The organism is Polynucleobacter paludilacus, from assembly GCF_018687595.1.
Taxonomy (GTDB): Bacteria; Pseudomonadota; Gammaproteobacteria; order Burkholderiales; family Burkholderiaceae; genus Polynucleobacter; species Polynucleobacter paludilacus.
This window is the reverse complement of sequence record NZ_CP061298.1, coordinates 446,559-471,144: the sequence shown is the minus strand read 5'-3', so window position 1 is coordinate 471,144 and position 24,586 is coordinate 446,559. Positions and strand designations below refer to the sequence as shown.

Sequence of the window (24,586 nt, the reverse complement as noted above, 5' to 3'; positions counted from 1 at the left end):
TTTGGAGTACTAAGCAGATGAAACGCCTTAACGAACGCTCAAGCCACGTAACCGAGGGAGTAGCGCGTGCTCCTAACCGTTCCATGTATTACGCGATGGGTTATCAGGAAAAAGACTTTTCTAAACCCATGGTGGGCGTAGCGAACGGCCACTCCACGATTACCCCATGCAATAGCGGCCTGCAAAAGCTGGCAGACGCTGCCATCATTGCGCTCGAAGAGGCTGGCGCAAAAGCCCAGGTATTTGGCACCCCAACCGTCTCTGACGGAATTGGTATGGGCACTGAGGGCATGAAATACTCCCTCATTTCGCGCGAAGTGATTGCCGATAGCATCGAGACTTGTGTAAATGGTCTTTGGCAAGATGGTGTGGTTGTCATTGGTGGCTGCGATAAAAATATGCCTGGCGGCATGATGGCAATCGCGCGCACCAATGTGCCAGCGATTTATGTTTATGGCGGAACGATTAAGCCTGGTCATTTCAAAGGCAAGGAACTCAATATTGTTTCTGCTTTCGAGGCCGTTGGTGAATTCACATCGGGCCGCTTAAGCGAAGAAGATCTCAAAGGCGTAGAGCAGCATGCTTGCCCAGGTAGTGGCTCTTGCGGCGGTATGTATACCGCTAACACCATGAGCTCCTCCTTTGAAGCATTAGGCATGAGTCTGCCCTACTCTTCCACGATGTCTAACGTCGATGAAGAGAAGGTGGTCAGCGCCGCAGAGTCTGCTCGTGTATTGGTAGAGGCCATTAAAAACAATCTACGTCCACGTGACATCATCACCAAAAAATCGATTGAGAATGCGGTTAGCTTGATCATGGCAGTTGGCGGCTCAACCAATGCTGTTCTGCATTACCTGGCGATCACCAGTGCAGCTGAGATTGATTGGACGATTGATGACTTTGAAAGAATTCGTAAGCGCGTACCAGTGATTGTGGATATGAAACCGTCTGGTACTTATTTGGCTACCGATTTGCATGAAGCGGGCGGCATTCCCCAAGTGATGAAGATTTTGCTCGATGGTGGACTCTTGCATGGTGATTGCATGACGATTACCGGCAAGACCATTGCAGAAGTATTGAAAGACGTTCCCTCGGTACCCCGCGCTGATCAAAAAGTGATTCGCACTTTAGATAACCCCATGTATAAGCAAGGTCACTTAGCAATCCTAAAGGGAAATATTTCTCCTGAAGGTTGCGTAGCGAAGATCACTGGCTTGAAGAACCCCTCCATTACTGGTCCTGCACGCGTGTTTGATTCCGAAGATGATGCGATGAAGGCTATCATGGCGCAGAAAATTAAGGATGGAGATGTTGTTGTCATCCGCTACGAGGGTCCTAAGGGTGGTCCTGGCATGCGCGAGATGCTTGCTCCTACTTCCGCTCTTGTCGGGCAAGGTCTGGGCGAAACCGTGGGCCTCATTACCGACGGTCGTTTCTCAGGTGGCACCTGGGGTATGGTTGTAGGTCACGTTGCTCCTGAGGCTTACGTAGGTGGCACGATCGCCCTGATTGAGGAAGGTGATTCAGTTACGATTGACGCACACCAGCTGCTGATTCAACTCAATGTCAGTGAAGAAGAAATTGTCAGACGTCGCGCTGCTTGGAAAAAACCAAAGCCACGCTACACCCGTGGCCTCTTAGCAAAATACGCTAGCTTAGCCAGCACTGCTAGTAAAGGTGCAGTAACTGACCTAGATTTAGATCTCTAAGCCAATCTCTCACTTCGTGAACTGAGTGAGGAATAGAAAAGCCCCTAGCAATAGGGGCTTTTTTCATCACTAGGTTTGAATGACTTAGTGCATATTCATACTACTGCCAACCGCATTAACCGGCAACTTCACCTCCACCTCACCCGCCTTGGCAAACTTCAGTTTGACTGGCACAGTTTCACCCGCCTTCAATGGTGCTTTGATATTCATCAGCATGATGTGATAGCCGCCGGGCTTGAGATCAACTGATCCGCTAGCAGGCACAGCGATATCTTTAACCTGCCCCATCTTCATCACATTACCCTCCATCGACATTTGGTGAAGTTGAACCTCGCCAGCTGCAGGAGAGCTGGCTGAAACCAATTGATCTGCAGCGCCACTATTTTCAATCTTCATAAAAGCGCCAGCAGCGGGCTGTCCTGGCGCGGTCGCACGAACGTAGGCATTCTCAATCTTGATAGAGCCTACTTTGGCTTCCTGTGCCTGGATGCCCCCAGTCAAAGCCATTAGCGCAATGCTGAATAGCCAGCCTGTTTGATTCTTTATCATTACCTTCTCCTTAAATGGAATTTCATGAAATACTCATACAAATGACACGCGTCTATCAAATTCTTTTTGTGTTACTCACTTCTGCTCTAGCCAATATTGCTCTTGCCGGAATTGAAGTCGGCCAGCCCGCACCCAATATAGAAGGAACCTTGATTGATGGCAAGCCCTTCTCTCTGCAAGCCAATAAAGGCAAAGTGGTCTTAGTCAATTTTTGGGCAAGTTGGTGCGAACCCTGCCGCGAAGAAATGCCAGCCATCGAAGCCTTTCTGAAAAAGAATAAATCTAAAGGATTGGAAGTCCTAGCTATCACTGTAGATAAACCGGCTGATATGCAACAAGTAAAACAGATCATGCAGAACTACCCCTTTCTATTTGCCGAGAAGAAACAAATGGATTACTCAGATTACGGGCGCATTTGGCGTATCCCAAGCACCTTCATCATCGATAAACATGGCATCCTCAGGAAGAATGGTATGAAAGGTGATGCTACTGTCGACACCAAACTTCTTGAAGAACTCGTTACCCCACTGCTAAACGCTCAATAGTTAGAAACGCACTCGCACACCCATTGAGGCAATAAAGGTGGGCACTAACTGATAGCCATTCACGTTTTGATAAATCGGTAGCTGCACATTTGCATAGACCTGAGTTTTATCGCTTAGGTTGTACAAAGCGCCGGGCGTAAGGTATGCCAATGTGCCGCCCGTTGATAAAGTATCTGCTGCAGTACCGCTATCCACTTTCTTATTTAAGAAGTTGATTTGAACCGTGGGCACCCATTTCTCAAAGCCTTGGTAATTAGCACCGATGTTTACATTGAATGCATTACCTGGCCGATAAGATCCAGAACTTGGGTTACCAAGCGTAGCGAAGCTACTAGGAACATTAGTAGGCTTAACGGTTGCTTGATACTGTAGGTTTGCAAAATAACCCCAGTTTTCAGTCTTGGGGATAAAACCAAATTTATAAATTCCTCCGATCAAATCGGTTGAACCGGTACCTAGCTGCAGCCCCGGATCAACCGCTTGCGTCTGACCCGCATTATTTGTTGTCACTTGAGAATTGCTTCCCGTCGGCAGCTTCGCGCCAAACTGAAAACCCCAATCCTTTTCTTCAGAAAATCCAAAGTAGCGCCCAATGATTTTCATATCCCCGAAACCCGAAGCTTGAGATAGGTAGCCATTTCCGGATGGATTGCTTGCATTTGCCGCGCCATCAGGTGAGCCATCACCAGAACCAAAAGTACTATGGGTTCTCATGATGTAAGGCAAGGATGTAGTGACTCCCCAAGCCTCTCCATCGTTGTAATCAAGAGAGGCCGTTAGATAGTTATTCTGTGTAAAGTTCTCAACCTCAGCACTAGGATTGGCAGCGTTTACAGCTTGCTGAGAAATGCTTTTAGTCCCAGACATCAGTTTATTTTGATTCAGTACGTCGTAACGCACATCTAGAGTCCAACCACCAGACATGCCCATCCCCTGAGTGCCAATATCGGTATTTAAGCTACATCCACAACTAGCACAAGCCATGACCTCTACCGCTGGCATCAGAAATGCCATTGCCAATATTAATTTTTTTAATTTCATTTACTGCTCCAACAAGAATTACCCAATGCATAGCAAACGCTATGCCCTAATGACTAAATTAGGCTTGTGCTGGAGGAGCTGCTGAGGGAGGGCTTACCCAATTCGCGAGTGGCTTGGGTGATTGATAGAAAAGCGCTGGAAATAAAGCGTAACTTTGAGGCGCGTCAACCGAGATGTGACTCTCAAATGAGGGCGTAATACTGGCATGAGCAAGGCAATAAGGACAGGCCTGCATTTTGACATCCGCTTTACCAGAATCATCCGACTGCATTTGTATCATCTTGCTGCCGGAAGTGGAGCACACTTCCATTGCAAAGCCGTTGCCATTTTTGACTACTGCCTGAGCAATCGCAGGGGCAAGCGCACTCATCAGAATCGATGCTGCAGCGATCCAGTGGACGAGTTTGCGATTGCGGAATGTCATTGTGAAGGGATTTTATCCGAAAATGCATCAGGGGCCCGTAGGCCCCTGATTGCTGCTTACTTACCCCTCAATCAAGCAATTAAGGCGTACCACGTGCATTAGCGGCATCAATAAAGCGCTTGCGGGCTGGCGCCAAAATGAACTTGGCTGTGAAAGCTGCAGTAATGGTGACTACTGCTCCAGCTATAAATACGGTGTTCCAGTTGCCGCCAGCAGAAAGCACTGAAGCAAAAGGCACGATTAAAGAAGCTGTTCCCTTAGCGGTATAAAGGGTGCCGGCATTACCAGCCGCATTCTTAACGCCAAAAGTATCTGCACAGATTGCTGGGAAGATTGAGAAAATCTCACCCCAGAACAAAAAGATCAAGGCTGCAAAGGTCATAAATAAGACTGGGTCATGACCATAATTCATCAAACCGAGCATGGCTAAGCCTTCGCCAGTGAACACGATGAACATGGTGTTCTCGCGCCCAATCTTGTCAGAGATAAATCCACACAGAGGACGTGTGAAGCCATTACAGAGATTATCGATCGACAAGGTCATGGTGAGCAAAGGCAAGGTTGTACCAAAGAGCATCATTGGTAAAGTAGCCAAGCCATAGTCTTTTGCAATTGGGCCGATTTGGGCTGTTGCCATCAATCCGCCAGCTGCAACGACAACAAAGATCACATAGATTAACCAGAACAGTGGCTTTTTAATCATCTGGCCAGCGGTGTAATCCACTTTAGTAGTAACAACACGTGGTGCAGCCTGAATTCCTTTTGGTGGAGTAGGCTTGGTCATCAATAAAGCCAAGATGAAAATCAATACGCCTTGAGCGATACCAAAGAAGAAGAAAGCTTGCTCATATCCCTGAGCAATGATCATATTCCCAATTGGAATAACCGTGATCGCAGCACCAGCGCCGAAACCAGCAGCAGTAAGACCAGCAGCTAAGCCGCGCTTATCTGGAAACCATTTGAGCGCATTGCCAACGCAGGTGCCATAAACGCAACCAGCACCAATACCAGCTACCACTGCGGCGGCATAGAGCATCTCTAAAGAAGTTGCCATACTATCCATGACCCAACCAGCGCCTGCAAAAACTGCACCAATCATGATCACAATTTTGGGGCCAAACTTATCTACCATCCATCCCTCAACTGGGACTAGCCATGTCTCAACCACAATAAAAATGGAGAATGAAAGTTGAATTGCAGAAAGTGCCCAATCTGTTTTCACATGAATGGGGTTAACGAATAAAGTCCAAGCGTATTGCAAATTAGCGACAAGGCCCATGCAGATGATGCCGAAAAAAAGCTGTGCCCAGCGGTTATGCCAAGGTTTAGTCACTTACTGTCTCCTCCATAAATGTTTTTACTATTTTGTAATTTTTATAATGACTTCACAAATTGAAGTTGTCATCAAAAAGATTCGATTGATTCTCAATCAATCCAACCTAGATAGTATTGACAGTAATCAAGAATTACCAAATTCAGGATTAGTGATTACCCTTGATCGATCCACAGAAAAAAGTGGCAACAAAAAAGCCACCCGAAGGTGGCTTTTAATTAATCTAGTTTAACTAGCAATTACATGCCGCGATAAGCGCCATCAAAATCGTAATGACGAGCTTGCTTTTCAGCGGCTGTTTTTTCTGTGAAAAGTTGATTAATCATGTTGATTAGTTGGGTCATTTGGAATCTCCTAAGGGTTAATACCTAGATTATAACCCTAATGAAATTCCCTTGTCCATCCTTGGAAAGCACCCAAAAGAGAGTGCATACAAACATTTAAGTATTTGATTTAATTGAAATTTATCTTATTTTAGGTGGTGCCGCTTGCCGGAATCGAACTGGCGACCTTTTCATTACGAATGAACTGCTCTACCAACTGAGCTAAAGCGGCGACTTGAGCTGGTGATTTTAACGGAAGCGGTCTAAAAGCTTTTTACTGCCTTTATCCAAGGTGGTTGAGTCCTTGATAAGGAATTGCAAGCCATTGGCATCAGAGATCAAGAGAATGTTGCCAGCAATACGGCGAATATCTTCCTCGCCCTTCAGTCGGATGCGGGTTGGACCACGGTCAGTCTCAATATCCCAGATGCTGGGAGTAGCGAAGGTAGAGACCTTCACAATTCTTTCGATCACGGGCATAAATTCTCGGGTAGCTAGCTCTGCTTGAATAAGCTCAAGTTCGTTTTGAGGAATCGATGCTGTATCGGGAAACCAGCACAACTCTTTACCCGAGGAATCCATCAGGCCGATACCAGCCTCAATGGCCGTAATGGGAAAAGCGCGAACGGGATAAACGCCTACATGACGAGTACCAGCATGATCGATCAATACCAAGCTCCCAAGATCATCTCGTTCTAAGCGATGGGATTGATTTGTCATCACACTCCTCCTCCCAAATTTTTGGCGATTACTTGCAAAGACTCTTCTTGGTGTACTTCTGTATTTTCTTCAACGGTATCACCGATGGCACCACCCTCAACTAACTCAGCAGCCTGCCGAATTTGCGCTTGGTATAACTGGTAGTAAGCGCCCTGCGCTTCCATCAATGAATCATGGGTACCAATCTCTACAATCTCGCCTTTATCCAAGACTACTAAGCGATCTGCCTTGCGCAAGGTAGAGAGGCGATGGGCAATCGCAATCGTTGTGCGACCTTTGACTAAGTTATCGAGCGCCTTCTGAATTTCTTTTTCGGTGGTGGTGTCAACCGAAGAGGTAGCCTCATCCAAAATCAGAATGGCTGGATTAATGAGTAGCGCTCGTGCAATCGAGATTCGTTGACGCTCGCCACCCGATAAAGACTGGCCACGTTCACCTACCAAGGAGTCATAACCCAAAGGTAGGCGGAGAATAAATTCATGGGCATGGGCTGCTCTAGCAGCTTCAATAATTTCTTCACGAGTCGCATCAGGTTTGCCATAGGCAATATTTTCGGCAATCGTGCCGAAAAATAAAAAAGGTTCTTGCAATACCAGGCCAATACACTTGCGATAGTCTGCAATCCCGATGCTACGAATATCGCGTCCGTCCAGCGCAATCGATCCAGCACTCACGTCATAGAAACGGCAAATCAAATTGACGAGGGTGCTTTTGCCTGAGCCACTATGCCCAACCAGACCCACCATTTCACCGGGAGCTATTTCTAAGTTGATCCCCTTGGTCACTGCGCGATTACCATAACGGAAACCGACTTCTTTCAGGCTGATGCGGCCCTCAACCTTTGCAAGCGGTGCTGGGTTAATCGGCTCTGGAACACTCGAGACGTGATCCAAGATGTCAAAGATACGCTTAGCCCCAGCTGCTGCTTTCTGGGTATGCGAAACAATACGGCTCATTGAATCTAGGCGAATATAAAAGCGGCCGATGTAGGCCAAGAAAGCAATTAAGACACCGACACTGATACGTCGATGGGCAACTTGCCAGATACCAAAACCCCAGACTACCAAAAGACCTGTCTCAGTGAGCAAGGTGACTGTTGGTGAAAATAATCCCCAAACCCGATTCACACGATCATTGATTTGAAGATTGTGTTTATTGGAGTCAACAAAGCGTTTGAGTTCACGATCCTCTTGCGCAAATGCTTTCACAACCCGAATACCCGGAATGGTGTCGGCCAAAATATTCGTCACTTCAGACCAAATACGGTCGATCTTCTCAAAGCCAAAGCGCAATCTATCGCGCACCACATGAATCATCCAAACGATGAAAGGCAAGGGCGCTAAAGTAACCAAAGCCAGCAATGGGTCAATCGAAACCAAGATGGCAGCAGTCATCGTGATCATCAAGACATCGGTTGCAAAATCGAGCGCATACAGCGACAAGAAAACACAGATACGATCAGTCTCAGCACCAATCCGTGCAATTAAGTCACCAGTCCGTTTGCCACCAAAATACTCTAAGGACAATTTGAGTAAATGCTCGAAAGTGGTATTGCGCAGATCGGCACCAATCCGCTCGCTGACTAAGGCCAGCAAATAGGTTTTCCACCAACCTAAGCCCCAAGCCAAGAGGGCTGCCCCAAAGAGCGCCAATAAATATAGACTAGCTAAATGAAAATCTATGGGTTGACCTTTTTCATAAGGGATCAAAATGTGATCCATCAAAGGCATCGTGAGATAGGGTGGAACTAGGGTTGCACCAGTTGACAATAGCGTCAGCACAAATCCTAAGAGGAGTTTGTTTTGGTAGGGCTTGGCAAAGCGCCATAACTTAAACAAAGTCCAAGTAGACGGTGGTGCGTCATCTTCAGGATCACAAGTTGGACATGAATCGGAGTTGGCTGGTTTTGGACTTAAACAAACGGGGCATATTTGTTTGTCGTACTCATTGGCAATATGCTCTTCATGCACATGATGCGCTGCATTCATCTTTTTGAAACTGGCTTGCAAACGCAGAATATGCGGATTGACGGCTAAGGTGAAATACCAAATCTTTTCAAGGTGATGGGGGGTTTCTAATTTGAGATGCCCTACCCCAGCATGGTCGCCATGAACTAATGTGCAATCAGAAGTAATAGGCCATTGGAGAACTTCCTTGCCATTAGTCCAAACCAGGCTTTTTTCCATCAGCAGTAAAAGACTCTTTTCAAAGCGCAGATCTTGGTCTAGATCGAGCTCAGCCCAGGCAAGTAATTGGCCAAAATCCGCAATGGAAAATGGGAGTTCGCCCAGCGCCCTCTCCCAATCATTGGGAAGATTCAGGATTTGAGGGGAATTTTCAGGTTTCATTAGCCCTAAAAGTATAGTGGAGCATAGGTTTTTTCTATTTACGGCGATTGTCAACTTTAGGGAGCCCAAAGCCGTTAAATTATGCAACTAAGCCGTTTTGCATATTTTTGCTAATTTTGTGGATTTAATTAAAACTAGAAATAGGAAGACAGTCGGACTTGGCTAAGCCTCTCAAGCCCAGCTCCATGCCCCAAGATGCCCCAATTACTTGATAAATCTATTGAGATTCTGAGCGTTAAGCATCTCAAAGGTCCTAATATGTGGACCTACCACCCCGTTATTGAGGTTTGGATCGATATTGGAGATTTAGAGGACTATCCCTCAAATCTCATTCCTGGCTTTTATGATCGACTCGTTAAAGCTCTGCCTAGCCTGCAAGAACATCGCTGTAGCTATGGCGAACCTGGGGGCTTTCTCAAAAGAGTAGAAGAAGGCACTTGGCCAGGCCATATTTTGGAACACCTCACCCTAGAACTGCAAAACCTTGCAGGCATTCCGGGGGGCTTTGGCAAAGCACGGGACGGTGATCGTCGCAGCGTCTACAAAGTGATCGTCAGCGCAATCGATGAAGAAGTGACGCTTACCGCCCTGAAATATGCCCGTGATTTGTACTTGGCTTTGGCGCAAGATACTAAAGATCCTGTTGCCGAAGTCAAAACCATTATTAAAAATCTTCGTGAGCTCGGTGATGATCTATTGTTGGGTCCCAGCACAGCATGCATCGTCAACGCAGCAGAAGAGCGCGGCATTCCATCGATTCGTTTGTCTTCTGGAAATTTAGTGCAACTTGGTTATGGTGCAATGCAACGTCGCATCTGGACTGCTGAGACCGATCAAACCAGTGCCATTGCAGAAACGATTTCTCGTGATAAAGATTTAACCAAGAGTCTACTTGCCAGTGCTGGCGTTCCTACCCCTGAAGGCAGAACCGTGACCAGTCCAGATGACGCTTGGGAAGCTGCCGAAGATATTGGACTGCCTGTGGTCGTCAAACCGATTGATGGCAATCATGGTCGCGGTGTGTTTATTAACCTCTACACCCAAGCTGAGATTGAAGCTGCCTATGCAGTCGCCATTAACGAAGGTAGCGAAGTACTAGTTGAGAAACACATCATCGGCGATGAGCATCGCTTACTCGTGGTCGGCAATCAAGTGGTTGCCGCCGCCAAAGGTGAAACGGTCTGGATTACTGGTGATAACAAACACACGATTAAAGAATTAATTGAGCTTCAGATTAATTCAGATCCACGTCGCGGGACCGCAGAAGAATGTCCTCTGAATCCTGTTCGAATAGACTCTGCCGTTGAGCTCGAGTTAGCTCGTCAACAGCTCACAGGCAGCAGCATCCCCCACCTTGATCAAAAGGTGCTGATTCAAAGCAATGGCAATGTCGCATTTGATGTCACCGATCAAGTCCATCCAGATGTAGCTAGCCAAGTCGCTTTAGCTGCTCGCGTGGTTGGTCTAGAAATTGCAGGGGTCGACTTGGTTACTCAGGACATCAGCAAACCTCTGGCAGAGCAAGGCGCTGCCATTGTCGAGGTCAATGCAGGTCCAGGCCTGTTAATGCATCTCAAACCCGCCAGCGGAAGCCCTCAACCTGTAGGTAAGGCGATTGCAGACCACCTCTTCCCCCCGGGCGCCAACTTCCGCATTCCATTGGTTGGTGTCACGGGTGAAAAAGGCAAAACCTCTGTAGCAGAAATGATTGCCTATTTTTTACGCCTAACCAATGTCAATGTTGGCTTAGCTTGTAGTAAAGGTTTGTATTTTGGTAATCGCGCTGTACAAAGAACGGATTCGGCCAATTGGGGAGATGCGAGAAGAACATTACTGAATCGTGCGGTCGAAGCTGCTGTGATAGAAAATAATGCGCTCTCGATGTTGATAGAGGGATTAGCCTATGACCGCTGTCAGGTTGGCGTGGTTCTGAACCTGAACCCCAAGGCTAACTTTCCACAATATGCGATCTATGATGAAGACCAAGTCTATAGCATTACACGCACTCAAGTGGACGTCGTACTTCCTAACGGGGTTACGGTCCTGAACGCAGATGATGAGTGGGTTGCGAAGATGGCAGAGCTATCCGATGGTGAAGTGATTTTCTTTACCCAAGATCACGACTCCGTATTGGTCAACACTCACTTACAGAATGGTGGGCGTGCAGTCATTGTTGGCCAACAACAGATCGCTCTAAAATGGGGGCTTAAGGATCAAAAGAATATTCCTGTGCCACTACCCTCTCCTGTTGTTATCGATTCCAAGTGGCATCCATTGAACTTAGGAGCCGCCATTGCAGCTGCCTGGGGTCTGGGTATCCCTTTTAACGTCATCGAAGCCGGTACAGAAACTTTTGTGCCCGATGTGCTCCACCCAGTCGAGGCTTAATTGGAAATTACTCGCATCCGTATTCTGCGTGGCCCCAATTTATGGTCACGTCATACCGTACTAGAGGCAGTTGTTTCTTGCGAACCTGGAGAGCGCTCAATTGATCTCATTCCTCAATTTGAATCCAAGATTCGCTCCCGCTTTCCCCAATTAGGCAATATGCGCCGGGGTGGTAAAAGTGAAGTGCTCTCATTGGCTCATGTCTTAGAGTACGCTGCATTAGGGCTTCAATCCCAAGCGGGTTGTCCCGTCACTTTTAGCAGAACAGTCCAAACGATCGAAGCAGATGTTTATCAAGTGGTTGTAGAGTACACCGAAGAGTTGGTTGCCCGCATGGCCTTCGACTTTGCCTTTGCTTTAGTGCAAGCGACACTCAATGATGGGCCTTTTGATCTAACTGCAGCCCTGGCTGAACTAGAAGCGCTCTATGAAGATGTGCGTCTCGGTCCGAGCACAGGCTCAATCGTCGATGCTGCAATCCAACGCAATATCCCCTTCCGCCGCATGACGGAAGGCAGCATGGTGCAGTTTGGCTGGGGTAGTAAACAGAAGCGTATTCAAGCAGCCGAGACCAGCGATACCAGCGCCATTGCTGAAGCCATTGCACAAGACAAAGAGCTCACGAAAAATTTATTAGCAGCTGCTGGCGTTTCTGTTCCGATTGGTGACGTTGTTACAACTGCAGATGATGCTTGGCGTGTGGCGGAAAAAATTGGCGGCCCAGTCGTACTGAAGCCTAAAGATGGCAACCAAGGTAAAGGCGTAGTAGCCAACATTCAAACTGAAGCAGAAATTCGTGCTGGCTTTATTGTCACCCAAGCCTTTGGTGATGAAACAATCGTGGAGCGCTACCTACCAGGACAAGACTATCGCCTCTTGGTAGTTGGCAACCGACTGGCTGCCGCAGCAAGACGCGAGCCCGCTCAAGTGGTTGGTGATGGAAGTCATACTGTTGCCCAATTGGTTGAAATCGAAAATCAAAATCCTCTTCGTGGTGATGGGCATGCCACTGCCCTTACCAAAATTCGGTTTGATGATATTGCTTTAGCGCATTTAGCCAGCTCTAATCTCACGCCGGGCTACATCCCCAAAAAGGGGGAACGGGTACTCTTACGTAACAACGCCAATCTGAGCACTGGTGGAACGGCAACCGACGTTACAGATGATGTTCACCCTGATGTTGCCGCCAGTGCTATTGCTGCTGCGCAAATGATTGGTCTCGATATTGCTGGTGTAGATATCCTGTGTGAAGAAATTTATAAGCCCTTAGAGGCTCAGGGCGGTGGCATTGTTGAAGTGAATGCTGCACCAGGACTACGAATGCACCTCAAGCCCTCTTATGGAAAAAGTCGCCCCGTTGGTGAATATATTGTTGATACGATGTTCCCCCAAGGTGAAGACGGCCGCATTCCAGTAGTTGCTGTGACAGGCACCAACGGTAAAACGACAACTGTTCGCCTAATTGCCCACCTCCTCAGTGAAACCGGTCTGCGCGTGGGCATGACCACGACTGATGGTGTCTATGTCAATCATCGCTTAATTGATTCCGGAGACTGTAGCGGACCCAAGAGTGCCCGCAATGTCCTCATGCATCCTGACGTTGATGCTGCCGTTTTAGAAACTGCACGTGGCGGCATGTTGCGTGAAGGCTTGGGCTTTGACTACTGTGAAGTCGCAGTCGTTACGAATATTGGCGAAGGCGACCACCTTGGTTTGAACTTTATTTCGAGCGTAGAAGACTTGGCCATTTTGAAGCGTGTCGTTGTTCAAAATGTAGCCGCCACTGGAGCAGCAGTCCTCAATGCTGCTGATCCCATCGTGGCCAAAATGGGTGATCTCTGTAAGGGACGCGTAGTGTTCTTTGCTCAGAATCAACATCATCCCGTTATCGCCGCTCATCGCGCCAAGAACAAAAAAGTCATTTTCTTTGATGGCACCTATATCGTGGCTAGCAAAGGATCAAAAGTAGTTTACCGTTTCCCTGTTAGTGAAATTCCGCTGACTCAAAATGGCGTTCTGGGTTTTCAGATTGAAAATGCCATGGCTGCTATTGGTGCCGCTTGGGTGCTTGGTTTGGATGCCGAGAAGATTGCTCGAGGCCTTAATAGCTTTGAGAGTTCAGCTAACGCCGTGCCTGGTCGCTTTAATCAATTCCAGCATCGCGGTGCTACCGTGATTGCTGATTATGGTCACAATCCTGATGCCATGCGTGCTTTAGCCAGTGCCATCGAGGCCATGAAGCCCAAAAAGAGCCATGTGGTCATTAGCGGCGCAGGCGATCGACGCGATGATGATATTCGCGACCTCACCCGTATTTTAGGAAATCATTTTGATAATGTGATCCTCTACGAAGATCAATGTCAGCGCGGACGTGCTGATGGTGAAGTGATGAAATTATTGCAAGATGGCTTGTCAGGTGCCAAGAAAGCCAAACAAATCAAAGAGATCTATGGTGAGTTCTTGGCCATCGATACTGCACTGAATGATTTAGAGGCGGGTGATATTTGCTTGATCCTCATTGACCAAGTTGAAGAATCCCTGGCCTATCTTAAAGAAAAAGTTCAGGCGTGATAGCTCTGTAGTTTTTCGATTTCTTCTTTAGAACCCAGCATCACAGATACCCGCTCATGCAAGTCTTGAGGCTGGATATCCATAATCACTTGCGTTCCATTTATTGATGCTCCACCCGCCTGCTCAACTAAAAAGCTCATCGGATTGGCTTCATACATCAAACGCAACTTACCGGGCTTATTGGGCTCACGCTGATCCCACGGATACATAAAGATACCGCCGCGCGATAAGACACGATGGACATCAGCCACCATTGAGGCAATCCAGCGCATATTGAAGTCTTTCTGACGCGCACCCGTCACGCCATCAAGGCATTCCTGAACGTAACGCTGAACTGGCTGAGCCCAATGACGCATATTGGACATATTGATAGCAAATTCTTTGGTGGAGTAGGCAATCTCGACACTGTCCTTAATTAAGACAAACTGACCGATAGTCTTATCCAAGGTAAACATCACTACCCCATCACCTAAAGTCAACGCCATGGTGGTTTGCGGACCATACACGACATAACCTGCGGCTGCCTGATGACGACCAGACAATAAAAAATCACTGTTTTGCAATGGTGCAGTGGGATTTTGCTTCTGCAAAATTGAGAAAATAGTGCCGATCGATACATTGACATCAATATTGGACGAACCATCCAAAGGATCAAAGAGCAACAAGTAATCGCCCATTCCTTGAACAGGCATCGGTAATTCCATTTCTTCAGAAGCAAGACCAGCAAGAGCCTTGCACTCTTGCACACCCTCAATCAATAAATCATTGGCGATCACGTCTAGCTTTTGTTGAACCTCACCTTGCACATTACCGGTACCCGCTGAGCCCAGCAAACCAATTAAAGCGCCTTGTGCAACCTCATCACTGAGTGTAGTGCAGGTATTGGCAACAGCAATCAAGAGTTCTTGCAAACCAGCTGGAATAGATCTCCCTTTAGGATTAGCAGTCTTGAGGTACTGGTCAAAATGGATTTTGGTGCTCAAAAGAAATTCTCCGAAATGGCGTTAATTTAGCTATAGACATCTATTTTGCCTTGTTTCACAGATGGCCTAAACTCCCAATGCCTTAGCAATCACTTCCCTCACATCCGATGAGAGGGTGTTGCATTGGGCCACTCGCTCTAAAGCAGCATGCATTTTGCTGCGATAGGGTTCAGCAAATAAACGCCAACGGTCTAGGGCTCGCGCAAGACGGGCTGCCACTTGAGGGTTTACGGGATCCAAAGCCAAAACACTCTCGGCCCAGAAGGAATATGCATTTCCGTCGATCTGATGGAAGCTGGCTGGGTTGCTCATACAAAAAGCATGGAATAAGCTGCGAACTCGGTTTGGGTTATTGAGCTTAAATGCTTCATGCTGTTGCAGATACCGCACCTCATTCAAGGTAGATCCCGCATTTTCCAAAGGTGGGCGCATTGCTTGCAATGCAAACCATTTATCAATGACCAATGGGTCATCTTTAAAACGTTCATAGAAATCCGCTAAACAAGTTTTGGCAGCTTTAGCATCATGGTTGACTAGACAAGCTAGGGCTGCATAACGGTCACTCATATTGTCTGCAATCTGATATTGATTAACAGCCATTGGAGCCCAGACATTGACATCAGCTTCAAGCAGCATATTGAGTGCAAAGTTTTTCAGGCCCCTCTTACCAGCTGTGACGCCATCCGACTTGAATGGTCCAGGGGTTTGCATTTGCTGATAAATCGCTGCGAACTCCATTCTGAGCTCGCTTGCCATAGCATGACGAAATGCGGTGCGGGCTTGATAGATCTTTTGAGGATCGACATCTTGACCTTGCTCATAGAGATAGCTCTCTGCTGGCAGAGTTAATGCAAGCTCTTTAAAAGCGGGGTCTAACTGTGGATCCAGTAGAAGGCTACGATAAGCCTCAATGAGATTCTGATCGGGCAAACGCTTTTCTAGAATCATCTGCATCGCTAATTTTTGTCCAGCCTCCCAGCGATTGAACGCATCATCGTCATGCGAGAACAAAATTAATAAATCTGTCTGACTCTGATCAAAATCCAGCTGAATTGGGGCTGAGAAATTGCGATTAATCGAAAGGACTGGACGTTGATCAATATGATCGAAGGTCCAAGATTGTTCAGCCTGCGTTAACTCTAGCAAGATCTCTGCTGGATCACCCAATTCCGTAATCAGGCGCATCTTCAGAGGGATCAAGAAAGGCTTTTTCTCGGGCTGGCTAGGGGTTGGCGCGCAACTTTGAGAAAGGTGTAAGTGGTATTGCTTTTTCTCGGCATCGTATCGCTCTTGAACCCTGACATGCGGCGTACCGGATTGGCTATACCAATTCTTAAACTGACTCAGATCACGCTGATTGGCATCCGCCATTGCAGCCAGGAAATCATCGCAAGTAACTGCTTGGCCATCATGGCGCTGGAAATAGAGATCCATCCCCTTCCGAAAGCCCTCTTTACCAAGCAAGGTCTGATACATCCTAACTACTTCGGCACCCTTCTCGTAAACCGTTACGGTGTAGAAGTTATTGATCTCCTGATACTCATCAGGACGAATTGGGTGAGCCATTGGGCCGGCATCTTCCGGAAACTGCACTTGACGTAATAAACGCACATCTTCAATCCGCTTAACCGCCCTTCCAGATTCGCTACCCATTTGATCAGCAGAAAATTCTTGATCGCGGAAGACCGTCAATCCCTCTTTAAGAGAAAGCTGGAACCAATCACGACAAGTAACGCGATTTCCTGTCCAATTATGGAAATACTCATGTGCAACTACGCTCTCGATGTTGGCAAAGTCAACATCTGTAGCCGTCTCAGGCTGAGCAAGAACAAATTTGGTGTTGAAAATATTGAGGCCTTTATTCTCCATTGCGCCCATATTGAAATCACTCACCGCCACAATCATGAAGCGTTCGAGATCTAACTCCAAACCAAAACGTTTTTCATCCCAATGAATGGCTGCAATGAGAGAGTCCATCGCATGTCGAGTTTTTTTAAGGTCATGTGGCTCTACCCAGATCTGCAATAACTTCTTTGCACCACTACTGGTGGTAATCGTTTCTTCAATGCATTGCAACTTACCTGCAACAAGCGCAAATAAATAGGATGGTTTTGGGAAAGGGTCTTCCCAAGTTGCGCTATGCCAACCATTTGGGAGTTTTTCTTGAGCAATGAGATTGCCGTTTGCCAATAGGACTGGACACTCAGTTTCTCGCGCTCTCAACACCACCCTATAGCGCGCCATCACATCGGGACGGTCTAAGAAATAGGTAATCTTTCGGAAACCCTCTGCCTCACACTGGGTAAAGAAATTCCCATTCGATACGTACAAGCCCATTAAGGTAGTATTTGTTTCTGGGCAGCAAACACAAATAATCTCAATGATGAAAGCCTGTTTACCGCCCTTTGGTAAAGAATGAATTGTCAGCGTTGCAGGGGTTAGCTCAAAATGTTTATGGGCCTCACCATCAATCCGCAAACTCACAAATTCTAGCTCCTGACCCTGAAGTACTAAAGGCATTCCATCTTCATGAGAGGCGCCAGGCAAAACCTCGATACGGCTTTTGACGATGGTTCGCGCCGGATCTAAAGCAATGTCCAGTTCAACATGACGAAAGGTGTAATTTGGGGGCTGGTATTCCAGCCGGCGAAAGCTTTGGGGTAGATCCGTTTTCATTCGACCATTTTAGTCGTCCGGCAAGAATCTGCAGGGCGCTAGCTTATGACCAAATCAAGGTAATGAGGCCTATGGCGATAAAAACAACTGCGGCAATCGCATGAACCCACTTTAAGGGGACGCGTTGGGTAAATTTCTGCCCAATCCACACTGCCGGAGCATTAGCCAACATCATGCCCAAGGTGGTTCCTGCGGTGACTGAAAGCACGTCGTTATAGCGAGCACCGAGTGCGATCGTGGCAATTTGGGTCTTATCTCCCATCTCAGCCAAGAAGAAAAGCGTCATTGTCAGCAAGAAGACGGCTACAGCGCCATGCACCTTTTTAGATTGACCCTCATCCCCCAGCTTATCAGGCACCAATAGCCAAGCGCCAATCACAATAAAACTGACACCCAAAATCCACCGTAAGATCTCAGGACTTACAAAGCCTGCCAAGATCTGGCCTAAAAAAGCGGCTCCAGCATGATTCACCAGAGTGGCTAGCAAGATGCCGCCAATGATAGACCAGGCCTGTTTGGGATAACGAACCGCCAACATGAGTGATAGCAGTTGCGTTTTATCACCCATTTCCGCTAAAGCAACAACACCAGCAGAAAGCGAGAGTACAGAAAAATCCATCCGATTGAACGCCTTTTGAGATAAGCGCCCATCATATAGGAAGTCATCAAACGCTTTAATGACAGTGGGTGGCGACCTGATCAGCACCACACCCACTGTGTGCAAAGCAAGGCTTAGGCTGCTATTAACTCCTCAGCTGGCACAAAGTCGAGCTTTTGAGCTGCAGCCACTGGCTCTGAAGTCAGCACTCCGCGATGCACACTTAAACCATTGCGTAGATACTGATCTTTCCTCAGAGCTTCAATCACTCCCCGTTTGGCAAGAGCTTCAACAAAAGGATAGGTGGCGTTGGTGAGTGCAAAGGTAGAGGTTCTTGCGACTGCACCTGGCATATTGGCCACACAGTAATGAATAACGCCATCAATCTCATAAGTAGGGTCAGCGTGCGTCGTTGGTTTGGAAGTTTCAAAGCAGCCTCCCTGATCAATCGCCACATCGACTACAACTGCACCTGCCTTCATTTTCCGAATCATGTCACGGTTAACGAGTTTAGGAGCGGCAGCGCCCGGAAGTAAGACTGCGCCAATCACCGCATCTGCCTCATGCACTTCTTGAGCTACCAATAGTGAGTCTGAGTACAGTGTTTTGACTCTGTTACCAAAGAGTGCATCGATTTGCCTTAGGCGCTCAAGATCTCGATCAAAAATACTCACATTAGCACCCAGGCCGACTGCCATCTGCAAAGCATTGCGGCCGACAACGCCAGCACCCAAGATCACGACCTTTGCAGCTGATACGCCCGGAACACCTGCCATCAAGACTCCCAGACCACCGTTCGTTTTCTCGAGATGAGAGGCCGCTGCCTGAATGGACATCCGCCCTGCAACTTCACTCATGGGAGCCAGCAGTGGCAATGCGCCACAACGCGATGTCACCGTCTCATAAGCAATGCAAGTGGCGCCAGAATCAATTAAGGCCTGGGTTTGCTTGGGATCTGGCGCTAAGTGCAAATACGTAAACAGAATTTGATCTTCTCGCAACATTGCACACTCTTGCGCCTGCGGCTCTTTTACTTTGACAATCATTTCTGATTTTCCATAAACCTCAGCCGCACTATTGACTAGGGTGGCACCCGCGATTCGATAAGACTCATCGGTTAAACCAATTTGCGCTCCAGCTCCCCGTTGCAATAAAACCGAATGACCTTGCTTACAGAGTCCGCTCACATTACCCGGGGTTAGGCCAACCCGAAACTCATTATTTTTTACTTCCTGAGGTACGCCAATAATCACATCAATCTCCTTTATTTAGATATGGAATTCGACTTCGTTTTACGATGTAAGCCAGCGACATAAAACATCGCCAGATAGACCGCTAATAGACAGGGTCCTAAAATTAAAGCAACCCTGGCATCCTCATGAAAGCCCATGAGCACCACAACCAAGACAATGAATGCCAAGGCAAACCACGAGGAATACGGCCACCACGGAGCGCGATATGACAGTTCGGCAACCTGAGCTTTAGTCAACGAGCGGCGGAATTGAATTTGCGTCAGTAAAATCGCAATCCAAACCATCAGCCCCACAAAAGTCACCGCAGCCATGATGTAGTGAAACGCCTTATCGGGCACAAAATAATTCAGCACCACCCCGGTTAGACACACTGCTACTGTCGCAGCAACGGCTCTTGCAGGAACCCCATACTTTGATAAGCGGGAAAAGGATACGGGGGCATAGCCGTTAATCGATAAAGAATATAAAAGTCGTCCACCACTAAAAAGACCAGCATTGCAAGATGAGAGTGCGGCTGTAATGACGACAAAATTAATTAAGCCAGCTGCCTCACGTAAACCAATCCGCTCAAACATCACCACGAAGGGACTGCCTTGCTGTCCAATCTGATTCCAGGGAAAGATGGCGAGGATGACCAGAATCGCACCCATGTAAAAAATCAAGATACGCCAGGCTAGAGAATCAATTGCCATTGGTATAGTCTTCTGAGGATTCTCAGCCTCACCTGCAGACAGGCCAATCATCTCAATTCCGACATAGGCAAATAAGACCATTTGTAATGAGAGGAGCATTCCAGAAATGCCATTGGGGAAAAATCCACCATGCTTCCACAAATTACTTAAACCAATCGGTTGCCAGCCATTTGTAAAGCCAAAAAAGATCACGGCGCCACCCAAGCCAATCATGGCAACAATCGCAACAACTTTGATCAAAGCAAACCAGAACTCAAATTCCCCGAATACTTTGACGGCAATTAAATTGATCAAACCCATCATCAAGATGGCAGATAAAGCCCAAATCCACTGAGGCGTTTCGGGAAACCAGATACCCATGTAAATACCGACTGCAGTGACTTCTGCTATGCCCACCACAATCCAGTAGGTCCAATACCCCCAGCCGACCATGTAGCCTGCAACTGGACCAACATAGGTATTGGCATATGCAGCAAAGGAGCCAGCGACAGGCTGATGAACCGCCATTTCACCTAAAGTACGCAGGACAATAAACGCAACAATGCCTGCTAAAAGATAGCCTAAGAGGATAGATGGGCCAGCCAATTGAATTGCGCTGGCTGATCCTAGAAATAAACCTACACCAATCGTTGAGCCTAAAGCCATCAAGCGAATGTGTCGAACTTTGAGATGGCGCTTTAAGCCAGTGTGTTCAGTCTGCAAAAGAGACCTCCTTTCGATTTGTCATTGGCGATTTGCCAACGGAGCAAAGTCTAGGGAGGAGACTGCGAAAGTACTAGAGGTAAAAAATAACTAAAGTACGAGAAGTATTAAGAGTGAATCACTTAATTGATGAATTACCCATCAGGATAAACTGAACTTGCATGAAATTAATTAGGGATGACAACAGAATCCGTAATTTCTGACAGGGAAAGCCCTAGTGCTTTCTGAGATAAAACGGTCTCTTTAAGTTTTTTTAGCAGCAATCAGGTTCAGAATTTCTGCAGCTGCCGTTAGACCTACAGCGGCAGTAACCATTACAGTAGAGCCATAGCCTGAGCATGCTAGACCTCCCGAGGCACTACCGGTACGAGGTTCGTGAGAATACACCGCACGGATATGCATCTTCTTCTTAAGATCTCTTGAGAATCCGTGATCTGTTCTGAGTCCAAATCTGACTTTTGCCAACAAAGCATCTTGCTCGGTTTTAGAAAGATCGCTGCAACGTACTGATGTGGGGTCTACCTTGCCACCAGCAGCACCACACATGACCAAGTCACGCGTATTTTTTACTGACCATACTGCTAACGCAATTTTGGTTGGAACTGAATCTGTTGCATCCAATATAAAAGCATCAGCAGGAATCAAGCGCTCTAAGTTATCCGACTCTAAGAATTCATCGCATATTGTTAACCGAATCTCAGGATTGATTTGTAGAATACGCTCTGACATCGCGAGCGCTTTGGACTTGCCATAGTTCGCTTCTAAAGCATGAATTTGGCGATTGGTATTGCTTTCTGAAATATGATCAAAATCCACCAGAACCAAATGTCCGATCCCGGTTCTAGCTAATGCTTCTGCCGCCCAAGACCCCACCCCTCCTAGACCAGCGACAACGACGGTTGCCTTCAGAAAGCGTTCGCGCAGCTCTTCCCCATACAGCCGGGCTACCCCACCAAAACGACGATCATCTAAGTTGTCTTCTGCCATAGCTTCTCTTTATACTGAATAAATGAACTCCATTGCTGAACTGCGCAAAAACCATACCTTGGGCCAACTCTCTGAGACTCAAGTTCCCGTCAATCCGCTAGAACTGTTTCAACTGTGGTTCGACCAAGCAGTCAAAGCCAATTGTCCCGAACCCAATTCCATGGCACTAGCAACCGCAGATCAATTTGGAAATCCTTCAGTTCGTATTGTCCTATTAAAGGGAGCGAGCGATGATGGCTTTACCTTCTTTACTAACTACGATAGTCAGAAGGGCAAAGAGTTGGCTGGACGCCCTGAAGCTGCCCTATTGTTTCATTGGCATGAATTAGAGCGTCAAGTTCGAATTAAAGGCAGCGTTAGCAAAGTCGCTCCTATTGAGAGCGATCAGTACTTTCACTCTCGGCCTCCTGCGTCTCGGATTGGGGCATGGGCCTCGCCACAAAGCGCCGAAATCCCTAGTCGAGAATTTCTAGAAGAGGCTGAAAAGCAATTCTTGAGTGAGCATGGTGACAATCCACCGCGCCCTGATCATTGGGGTGGATATCGTCTGAGTCCCACTGAAATTGAATTTTGGCAAGGTCGGTCCTCGCGTCTGCATGATCGCATCCGCTATCAACGACAAGAGCAGACTTGGCGTATTAGCCGACTTGCGCCTTAGGAGAATTGGGGCGCTATGAGCGCTTTGAACTTTGCCCTGAATTTAGCCAATTTAGGCGCGACTACTGCCATGCAATAGCCTTGGCCTGGATGTTGATTGAAATAGTCCTGGTGGTAGTCCTCTGCTGGATAAATCACTGGGGCAGGAAGGATTTCCGTCACTACCGGGCCCGAGTAGATCGCAGCCTCTTCTAGCTCCGCAACAATCTCTACAGCAATACGATTTTGTTCAGCTCCATGGGTAAAGATGACTGAGCGATATTGGGTACCGTGATCATTGCCCTGATAGTTCAGCGTCGTTGGGTCATGAATCACAAAGAAGACTTCCAGGAGATCTCGAAAAGAAACCTGCTGGGGGTCGAAGTAGACATCGACGATTTCAGCATGACCGGTCGTGCCTGAACAAACTGCCTCATAGGTGGGGTTAGGATTAGGCCCTCCCGCGTAACCCGAAACGACATGGTCTACACCTCGTACTTGCTGATACACCGCCTCCAGGCACCAGAAACAGCCACCCCCTAAGGTTGCCCGCTCTAGTTTTACCCTGTTTTGATTCAGAATATTGTTCATAGCTTTATCCTACTGCTTTATTCCATTACTTGCAGAGTTCAATAGCCAATGAATCGCTTTACCCTCCAGCTCGAAGAAATCAAAACAGCCTACGCTGCAGAACCCAATCCCACTTTGGAGATTCGTTTAGAGCGAATTCGCAAAATTGAAGAGATGATTGCGGTTAATGAGGACAAGATCTGCAAAGTCCTTGAAGCGGACTTTGGCTTCAGGCATCCGATGGAAACCCGTTTAGCTGAATTTGGCATGATCTATCAAGCTTGCAAATATACCCGCAAGCATCTCAAAGAGTGGATGAAACCAAGCCAAGTTGAAACACCGGGATTTTTAGGTTCATCACAAGCCTGGATTGAAAGTCAGTCTATTGGTGTGGTTGGCATTCTGAGTCCATGGAATTACCCGATTCAATTAGCCCTCCTGCCTGCCATCGCGGCTATCGCTGCAGGCAATCGGGTTTGGCTTAAAACTTCAGAACGCAGCTCACGCACTTCGGGCTTCTTGGCAGGGCTCATTCAAGAATATTTTCATCCCACCGAATTTTGTGCCACCACCGGCGGCCCCGATGTCGCTGAGATCTTTGCTTCACTCCCTTTTGATCACTTATTCTTTACTGGCTCTGAAGTGGTTGCCAAAAAAGTCATGCGCGCTGCTTCAGAGAACCTCACGCCAGTAACGCTGGAGCTTGGTGGCAAATCCCCAGCAATAATTGATCCATCAGCCAAACTTGCGGATGCTGCTGCCAGCATTGTTTACGGCAAGTTGATGAATGCCGGTCAAACTTGTATTGCCCCTGACTACGTATTGCTGCAACAAGATCAATTGGATCCATTTGTTGCAGAGCTCAAGCAAGCTGCTCAAAAGCAATACTCCGCAGATACACAGCTGACCGGTCCTATCGATGAGAATCAGTTAGCACGTTGGAAATTCCTAGTAGAGGATGCAGTAACTCGGGGCGCACAAGCAATCCCACTATTGACAGAGGTGGTAAATGAAAACTTCATGCCAGTCGCATTACTGAATGTCAGCAAAGATGCGCAAGTCATGCAGGAAGAAATCTTTGGGCCTATTCTGCCGCTCGTCGTGATTGACGATATCAATAGTGCAATTGCTTATGTCAACCACAAACCCAATCCTTTAGCGCTGTATTGGTTTGGACGCGATCGTCAAAATCAAACGCGCTGGATCAATGAAACGCGCTCTGGTGGGGTGACCATCAACGACACACTCTTACACGCTGCAGTCGAGACGCTACCTTTCGGTGGTATCGGTGCAAGTGGCATGGGTGCCTATCGAGGTAAAACCGGCTTTGATGCATTGAGTCATCAAAAATCGGTTTTAGAAGTTCACAGTGTTTTAGGGATCAAGATGTTCAAAGGCACGAATATGGCGCACCCTCCCTATGGCAAGAAAACCGAGCTTTTACTGCGCTTCATAAAATAAGTCGGGGAAACCCTTGTATTAACGCCCCCAAACTGCCATAATGGGAGGCTTTTTAAAGCAATTTGATTCATCGCCCC

At 47.4% G+C, this 24,586-nt stretch carries 19 protein-coding genes and 1 tRNA gene; 6 read left to right on the top strand and 14 right to left on the bottom strand.

All coding sequences use genetic code 11. The features are described 5' to 3' along the window. Positions 1–17: 17 nt before the first annotated feature. A complete protein-coding gene (ilvD, locus tag AOC06_RS02605; protein WP_215381000.1) occupies positions 18–1,709 on the top strand; it encodes a dihydroxy-acid dehydratase in 1,692 nt (563 codons plus the stop codon). 84 nt (positions 1,710–1,793) lie between these two features. Here ilvD and AOC06_RS02600 read toward each other — a convergent pair whose 3' ends face one another. Further along, entirely contained in the window at positions 1,794–2,258 is a 465-nt protein-coding gene (locus AOC06_RS02600; RefSeq protein ID WP_215380997.1) for a copper chaperone PCu(A)C, read from the bottom strand. Between the two features lie 41 nt (positions 2,259–2,299). On the opposite strand from AOC06_RS02600, the gene AOC06_RS02595 reads away from it, so the two are divergent. After that, a complete protein-coding gene (locus AOC06_RS02595) occupies positions 2,300–2,803 on the top strand; it encodes a peroxiredoxin family protein (protein ID WP_215380996.1) in 504 nt (167 codons plus the stop codon). Here the strand turns inward: AOC06_RS02595 and AOC06_RS02590 are convergent, their stop codons facing one another. From AOC06_RS02590 to AOC06_RS02565, 6 genes are all read right to left on the bottom strand, one after another. Then, positions 2,804–3,844, bottom strand: a complete 1,041-nt coding sequence (locus AOC06_RS02590) for a transporter (RefSeq protein ID WP_215380994.1) — start codon at positions 3,842–3,844, stop codon at positions 2,804–2,806. A 58-nt stretch (positions 3,845–3,902) separates the two neighbouring features. Next, positions 3,903–4,268: a DUF2946 domain-containing protein gene (locus AOC06_RS02585; protein ID WP_215380992.1), complete on the bottom strand. Its 366-nt coding sequence runs from the start codon at positions 4,266–4,268 to the stop codon at positions 3,903–3,905. A 79-nt stretch (positions 4,269–4,347) separates the two neighbouring features. Beyond that, entirely contained in the window at positions 4,348–5,601 is a 1,254-nt protein-coding gene (gene oxlT, locus AOC06_RS02580) for an oxalate/formate MFS antiporter (RefSeq protein ID WP_215275300.1), read from the bottom strand. A 479-nt stretch (positions 5,602–6,080) separates the two neighbouring features. Next, a tRNA-Thr gene (locus AOC06_RS02575) sits at positions 6,081–6,156 on the bottom strand. A gap of 17 nt (positions 6,157–6,173) precedes the next feature. Further along, on the bottom strand, positions 6,174–6,644 hold the full coding sequence (locus AOC06_RS02570) for a cyanophycin metabolism-associated DUF1854 family protein (RefSeq protein WP_215300053.1): 471 nt from the start codon (positions 6,642–6,644) through the stop codon (positions 6,174–6,176). After that, positions 6,644–8,992, bottom strand: a complete 2,349-nt coding sequence (locus AOC06_RS02565; protein WP_215380990.1) for a cyanophycin metabolism-associated ABC transporter — start codon at positions 8,990–8,992, stop codon at positions 6,644–6,646. Before AOC06_RS02565 ends, AOC06_RS02570 begins: the two co-directional genes overlap by 1 nt. A gap of 195 nt (positions 8,993–9,187) precedes the next feature. Here AOC06_RS02565 and AOC06_RS02560 point away from each other — a divergent pair, with 195 nt between their 5' ends. Further along, positions 9,188–11,380, top strand: coding sequence for a cyanophycin synthetase (locus tag AOC06_RS02560; protein ID WP_215380989.1), 2,193 nt, complete (start codon positions 9,188–9,190; stop codon positions 11,378–11,380). Next, complete coding sequence (gene cphA / locus AOC06_RS02555) at positions 11,381–13,951, top strand: cyanophycin synthetase (RefSeq protein ID WP_215380987.1); 2,571 nt, start codon at positions 11,381–11,383, stop codon at positions 13,949–13,951. Here cphA and AOC06_RS02550 read toward each other — a convergent pair. The 6 genes from AOC06_RS02550 to AOC06_RS02525 form a co-directional block, all read right to left on the bottom strand. Then, a complete protein-coding gene (locus tag AOC06_RS02550) occupies positions 13,942–14,934 on the bottom strand; it encodes a class 1 fructose-bisphosphatase (protein WP_255880011.1) in 993 nt (330 codons plus the stop codon). The genes cphA and AOC06_RS02550 overlap by 10 nt on opposite strands. A gap of 66 nt (positions 14,935–15,000) precedes the next feature. Then, positions 15,001–17,610: an aminopeptidase N gene (gene pepN, locus AOC06_RS02545; protein WP_215380985.1), complete on the bottom strand. Its 2,610-nt coding sequence runs from the start codon at positions 17,608–17,610 to the stop codon at positions 15,001–15,003. Positions 17,611–17,653: 43 nt separating this feature from the next. Then, positions 17,654–18,229, bottom strand: coding sequence for a TMEM165/GDT1 family protein (locus tag AOC06_RS02540; RefSeq protein ID WP_215380982.1), 576 nt, complete (start codon positions 18,227–18,229; stop codon positions 17,654–17,656). 113 nt (positions 18,230–18,342) lie between these two features. Then, entirely contained in the window at positions 18,343–19,461 is a 1,119-nt protein-coding gene (gene ald / locus AOC06_RS02535; RefSeq protein ID WP_215380980.1) for an alanine dehydrogenase, read from the bottom strand. Positions 19,462–19,472: 11 nt separating this feature from the next. Continuing rightward, positions 19,473–20,855, bottom strand: coding sequence for an amino acid permease (locus tag AOC06_RS02530; protein ID WP_215380977.1), 1,383 nt, complete (start codon positions 20,853–20,855; stop codon positions 19,473–19,475). 243 nt (positions 20,856–21,098) lie between these two features. After that, positions 21,099–21,842 carry a tRNA threonylcarbamoyladenosine dehydratase gene (locus tag AOC06_RS02525; protein ID WP_215380974.1) on the bottom strand — a complete coding sequence of 248 codons (744 nt, stop codon included), beginning with the start codon at positions 21,840–21,842 and terminating at the stop codon, positions 21,099–21,101. A 22-nt stretch (positions 21,843–21,864) separates the two neighbouring features. Here AOC06_RS02525 and pdxH point away from each other — a divergent pair, with 22 nt between their 5' ends. Next, complete coding sequence (pdxH, locus tag AOC06_RS02520) at positions 21,865–22,500, top strand: pyridoxamine 5'-phosphate oxidase (RefSeq protein ID WP_215380972.1); 636 nt, start codon at positions 21,865–21,867, stop codon at positions 22,498–22,500. On the opposite strand, the gene msrA is transcribed toward pdxH, so the two are convergent. Beyond that, a complete protein-coding gene (gene msrA / locus AOC06_RS02515) occupies positions 22,497–23,069 on the bottom strand; it encodes a peptide-methionine (S)-S-oxide reductase MsrA (RefSeq protein WP_215380969.1) in 573 nt (190 codons plus the stop codon). The two genes, pdxH and msrA, sit on opposite strands and share 4 nt — an antisense overlap. A 48-nt stretch (positions 23,070–23,117) precedes the next feature. On the opposite strand from msrA, the gene AOC06_RS02510 reads away from it, so the two are divergent. Next, complete coding sequence (locus tag AOC06_RS02510; RefSeq protein ID WP_215380967.1) at positions 23,118–24,509, top strand: aldehyde dehydrogenase family protein; 1,392 nt, start codon at positions 23,118–23,120, stop codon at positions 24,507–24,509. The last annotated feature ends 77 nt before the right edge of the window (positions 24,510–24,586 follow it).